General features: G+C 38.9%; 7 protein-coding genes and 1 pseudogene. All 8 read right to left on the reverse strand.

Annotated elements, in window-relative coordinates; translation table 11 throughout:
• The coding region (locus ACKPEB_RS13855) for a hypothetical protein (protein ID WP_408965516.1) at window positions 1-255 on the reverse strand (255 nt) is incomplete at its 3' end.
• Between the two features lie 57 nt (window positions 256-312).
• On the reverse strand, window positions 313-768 hold the full coding sequence (locus ACKPEB_RS13860; RefSeq protein ID WP_408965517.1) for a hypothetical protein: 456 nt from the start codon (window positions 766-768) through the stop codon (window positions 313-315).
• Window positions 761-1,387, reverse strand: coding sequence for a hypothetical protein (locus ACKPEB_RS13865; protein WP_408965518.1), 627 nt, complete (start codon window positions 1,385-1,387; stop codon window positions 761-763). Before ACKPEB_RS13865 ends, ACKPEB_RS13860 begins: the two co-directional genes overlap by 8 nt.
• A complete protein-coding gene (locus ACKPEB_RS13870) occupies window positions 1,356-1,766 on the reverse strand; it encodes a hypothetical protein (protein ID WP_408965519.1) in 411 nt (136 codons plus the stop codon). Before ACKPEB_RS13870 ends, ACKPEB_RS13865 begins: the two co-directional genes overlap by 32 nt.
• A complete protein-coding gene (locus tag ACKPEB_RS13875; RefSeq protein ID WP_408965520.1) occupies window positions 1,741-1,995 on the reverse strand; it encodes a hypothetical protein in 255 nt (84 codons plus the stop codon). The genes ACKPEB_RS13870 and ACKPEB_RS13875 overlap by 26 nt, the downstream gene beginning before the upstream one ends.
• Window positions 1,996-2,003: 8 nt before the next feature.
• The gene (locus tag ACKPEB_RS13880; protein ID WP_408965521.1) at window positions 2,004-2,369 is read right to left on the reverse strand and encodes a hypothetical protein; all 366 of its coding nucleotides are present in this window, start codon (window positions 2,367-2,369) and stop codon (window positions 2,004-2,006) included.
• Between the two features lie 479 nt (window positions 2,370-2,848).
• Window positions 2,849-4,204 (reverse strand): hypothetical protein, encoded by a 1,356-nt coding sequence (locus tag ACKPEB_RS13885; RefSeq protein ID WP_408965522.1) that lies wholly within the window; start codon window positions 4,202-4,204, stop codon window positions 2,849-2,851.
• Window positions 4,205-4,263: 59 nt separating this feature from the next.
• Window positions 4,264-5,044 (reverse strand): annotated as a pseudogene (locus ACKPEB_RS13890) (hypothetical protein); the annotation flags it as partial.

A 5,044-nucleotide genomic window follows, 5' to 3' on the forward strand; every position in this document is an offset into this window, starting at 1 on the left:
GCGAGGATAGCTAAAATTTGTGTCCCGATGAATTTGATGAAAATGGTTAGACACCTCTATTATAAATCGAGTAAGTTTTCCCTCCATTGAAGCTTTATTCTGCCTCATTAAAGCACCAAGATTGTTAATGTCAATGTTTAATTTTTTAATATCTTGATTTATTTTTGCTATTTTATAAGATGTCCAGCAAGAAAAAATTAAATTTGCAAAGCATTGAACTGCAAACAAAGCAATTACTACCGAATTTTCATTCATAATTTTTAGTATAAATTAGCAAAAAGTATGCAGTAGATGCTTTATTGAATACCCCGCTTAAATTATCAAATAATAAACTTGTAATTCCCAAGGTAAACGCTGATTAGAGTAAACGGCTTTACCTGTATTAATATCAATATATTTTCCAGTTCTGCCATAATCAACTCGTTTGATTTGGCATCGCCTTCTAATATAAGGATTGCTATAAAATTCTGCAAAAGTTTGCTGTTCTAATAATAAGTGTTGAGGCTGAGGATAGAGCTTAATTGTTTTTTGATCTGCATAATTAAAATTTCCTGAATCATCCAAATAGGAAAAGGTAAATAAACCATAGCTTCTTCCTTGTAAATTGGCGTTCCATTCCGCTTGATTGTAGTGAAAAACAAACCTAAAAGTTAGCCCGTCTCGTCCTCCGTATCCGCCCACATCGCGGGGGAATTGTTGCCAATTATAGTTGGGTGCTATTCTTCCTAAATCAATCCATGAGCCATAAGAATCAGTGTAATCAGCCACGAATAGCCCACCCCGCAGCAATTAAATCATAAATTTTATCTTCACTGCAAAAAGTTGATATTTCCCCATTTGCTGTTTTCAAGGTGGCTTGTTTTGGCTTGGGAGAGCTTGCCCCAGTGAAACAGCGTTTTTCGCGTTGTTCTGCGGTTAGTTGTTGGGGAGATTGAAGCCCTAATATAGTTCCATAATTATTAAAAGTTGATTTATCGCAACTGAACCCATAAAAAAAATCAGCCGTTCCAATTGTTGCTGTTACCTTAACGAAACAACTCATTTGACGAGTTGAAGAAGTTTCACCAACAAATTTAATTCCAATTCCATTTTTGGCAAAACTCCAACCGCTTGCTCTTGCTGTTGCTACTTTTTCAGGAGAACAAAATAAAGTTACACTATTAGGAATGGTTCCAGCAACCTCGCCGCTTGCTGTTGTCTTTTTAGAAAATCTAGGCGGTTTGGGTGCATTTGCTCTAATAATCAATAAAGCATTTGGATCTAAAAATTCAGGAATTGTACTAGGAGGAATAATCCATCCCAATTGGGAACTTAAGTCAGCATCACTAATTCCCGTTCCCGTGAATTCTCTACTTTTAAATCCGTAATATAGCCCCGCCGAATTCATTCTTATCATGCAAAGTCTGTCTTTTTTCTTCCCCCTCGTTGATGCTGGCATTTTGCCCTCCTACACTATCTAATCCATCACTTGCCATTTGAATTGATACGGCTTGCCCGTTAATTGAAATATTGAGTGATAGTTCAATTTTTATTGTTTGAGGTTGGTGATTTTCTGGTAAACCGTAAGAAGGGGATGGTTCAAATCCCATGATTTCCATCTCTTCATTATCATCAGATTCATCTTCCCAATCAGCCCTTACTTCTCCCTCTAATAATTCTTCAAGAGTCGGCTGAAATCCCCCTTCTGAATAAAATAAGAAAAAATCATAATCTTGATTTCCAGAAAAAACAATTTGTTCATCAATCAAACCACCATTCATATTCATTATTAGGCTCCGTATCAAACAGATTTACTGCCTCGTCGTATTCGCCACCCCAAAGGTATTCCTCCGCCTCTTTTCCCGAAACAGGAATAAGTAATCCTCCCTGGTTAACAGGCTGGATGAAAACGCAATCACCATTTAATTGTCGCTGCCCCTGCCGAAACCAGAACATTCCAGGATTAGCTAAGGTTTCGGTAAATAGCGGTTCACCAGGAAGAATTAAATTGTTCATATTATTTATTAAGGTGTAGGTGCGGCCATTAATAAAATCGCTTCAGTTAACGACCATCCTGCTTCTGATGCAGCTAAATCTCCCTTTTTAGTGGGATCGTACATCGAAGAAACAGAGCCAGTTGTGGTGATAGCTTTAGCTGTTCCGGGTTTGGGTGCTGAGGCCCCCATAAAGGCTTTTTTAGCTTCGGTTTCTGTAAGAGTCCCCTTTAGTCCCAAAGCAGATCCATAAGTGGCAAATGTTGCTCTATCGCAGGAAAAACAATAAAATCCGCCACCAATAGGGATTGCAACTGTTCGCTGTCTGGTCGAACTCCCTTCACCTCGAAAAGTAATTCCTCGCCCTCGCTTTGCTATAGTCCATTTCGCTGCCATTGCATCAGAGATTTTGTTATACGCACAAAATGTTGATACAGTTAGGGGAGGTGTCCCAGTAGTCCCGGTTCCTGTTCCGGTTGATTGATTGGAAGATTTTTTGCTTACTCTAGGGGGCTTTGGTGCGTTCGCTCGCAAAACGTAGACTTTGGTTGAGTCTGCGGCCATTCCTTCTGCTTTTATATGCCCCAATGCTGTTACGTCGCTTGTGGTAATTCCAGGCACTGATGTTATGTCGAATGTCTTAAATCCGTACATAACAAGTTCCGATGCTGCCACATAAATCAAATCTTCCCTTTTTCTACCGCGTGTACTTGCTGGCATAAAAAAAAATTACCAATAAAAAATAACTGATCACTTTAAATGTAGCCACCGTTAAATCACTTGTCAATAAAAGGGTTTAAGGATTTGTTTTTAATCAGAACCATCACCGAAGGGTATAGGGTTCGTCAAAAAATTTTTTGATTTTATAAAGATTTCTAACTTTTTTTAGCTTCTGGTGAAACAGGCATTCTTTTCTCACCGGAAGCTAAAATAAAATGTTTCCCGATGGAGGGGAGGGTTAACCTCGCCCATCGAAAACTAACGTTTACCGATGGACGACGCAGGGGTTTTTTGTAGGTCTTGCCCATGATTTGTACTTCTTCTTCTGTATTTGGATAAGCTAAATTAACATTAACCGCCCGTGACTCTTTCCAGTATTTTTCATTTAATTGATGCTGTCTAATAGCCAAAACTTTTACCAGTGTTTTTCTGGCTTCATTTTCACTATTAGCCAATAACTGGATTTGATATCCATTAGCCCAATCGTGATAAGTATAATAATTCTTTCCTTTTTTGTGTTTATAGGGATTTTCCCCTGGGGTAAACTCTTCCGTGATACGAGTTGCCATTGCGACTAAATCGCTTTTGTCAATAGTTAAGTCGGTTTTGTCCATAATATTTATTGTTATTTCCATTCTTGCAGCACGTTTACCATCTGCAACTTCTTCTGTGGGTTGACTAAAATAAAGTTTAATATAAGGTCTGTTGCTTAATGTTGAAATTTCTGTGGGAACTTTTTCATCATATTCTCCATCAATTCCACCACCTCCACCATAATGATATTTAATAATATGTTCTACAATTTGCCCTTCGGTTCCTGATAATAATATTGATTTTTCTTCACTTCTATTAGGAAAATATTCAATAACTAAATATTTCTTTTGGGGTGTTTGAAGGCTTTTCCATTTAATATAAGTAGGGCGCGATGAAATATCCTTTCTCCAAGCTTCTATTAATTTTCCTCCTGGGCCTGCATAATCAGCAAGGGGATAATTGGTAATAATTTGATTGTTTTGGGCGTGAAATCGATCAATAAAACTAGGGAATCCTTTTTCCCATTCTTTAAACCATTCCTCAAAAGAAATATCCCCTACAGCATTTTTTATAATTTCTCTAAGATGGCGAATTTGTTGCGACAATAATCGAATTTCTGCGGGAGTTCCAGCAATTCGATAAAATTCGATTTTTTTATTCCGTTCGGGGTATAAATCAATAACTCTCCAGCCTCTAGCTTTAGCTAATTCCGGCTGGTTTAGTTCCTGAATTTTTGGGCGATTGTTGCGATCTTCACCGTAAGGATTTAATTCGGCTCTATTCGCTTCAGGGCTATAAAAAGAATAAGGAGAATTGGGAGCATCAGGATCAAGGGGGAATTCATCCTCAAAATCATTTGTGAAGACATCAATTTGCCAATCATCCCCTTTAGTGCCCGATTCAGCTTCTAAATGGTTTTTGAGTATTTCTCCCAATCCTTTAGTAAAATTTTCAGGCAATCCCTTAGATTCTTCCATGATTCCGATTCCTCCTAAAACTAAAAACCGAATAATTCGGTTTTTATATTTTTAAAGTTTTAAAGTGCGTAACTAACTATAATCGTACTCTCAGCACACATATCCTGAGTAGCTTCTACAAACTCTTCGGTGAAATCTTTTAGCCAATCAACTTGAATACTCTCAATCATTTTTTCCTGCTTTTTTGCAAAACTCCACGCTTCTTGTCCGGGTTCGCCCCATTTTTCAACAGTTTTTCCCAACCAAGGAAAAACTGTTCCCAGACCCGAAAATTTAACAAAGGATTTAATTAATTTCCGAACATTGACATAAGCTTCCATAAAAATAACTGCCACAATTGCGCGTCCGGTCGCCACTAAAGTAGTTTTTATCTCCTCAACTGCTTCTTCCCATAATTCTCCAGGTTCAGCCCAAGAACGAAATTCTAATTCCTTCAATTTAGCCAGTAGCAAAGGATTGAATCGCATTAATCGGGGAGCGTTTGACTTCGCAGCCCGTCCCAAAGTAAATCCACAAAGCGTGCCGAGAGAAGCCCCTAGCGCTTCTCCCCAACGACTTGCTAACGCCTTGAGTCGCTGTTGTTGTAACTTGCGAATTTGAGCATCGGTTTGTTGCCAGTTGAAATTCCAAAGTCGCTGCACGCCCCCCACAGCCCAGCGAACTAAGGGGCCAATACCCGGAATATATTTCAAGCCTTTAATCGCCATTTTAGCTGCTGATACAATGCCTTTTATTCCTCCTGAAAGAGCGATTACGGTTTGGCTCAAACCCGTAACAAGCAATGTTCCTGCTCCTACCAGGGCGACTCCGGCCGTTGCACCAACCGGATCATCTTTGAAC

The organism is Planktothrix sp. (assembly GCF_046067725.1).
In the GTDB taxonomy this organism is placed as follows: Bacteria; Cyanobacteriota; Cyanobacteriia; order Cyanobacteriales; family Microcoleaceae; genus Planktothrix.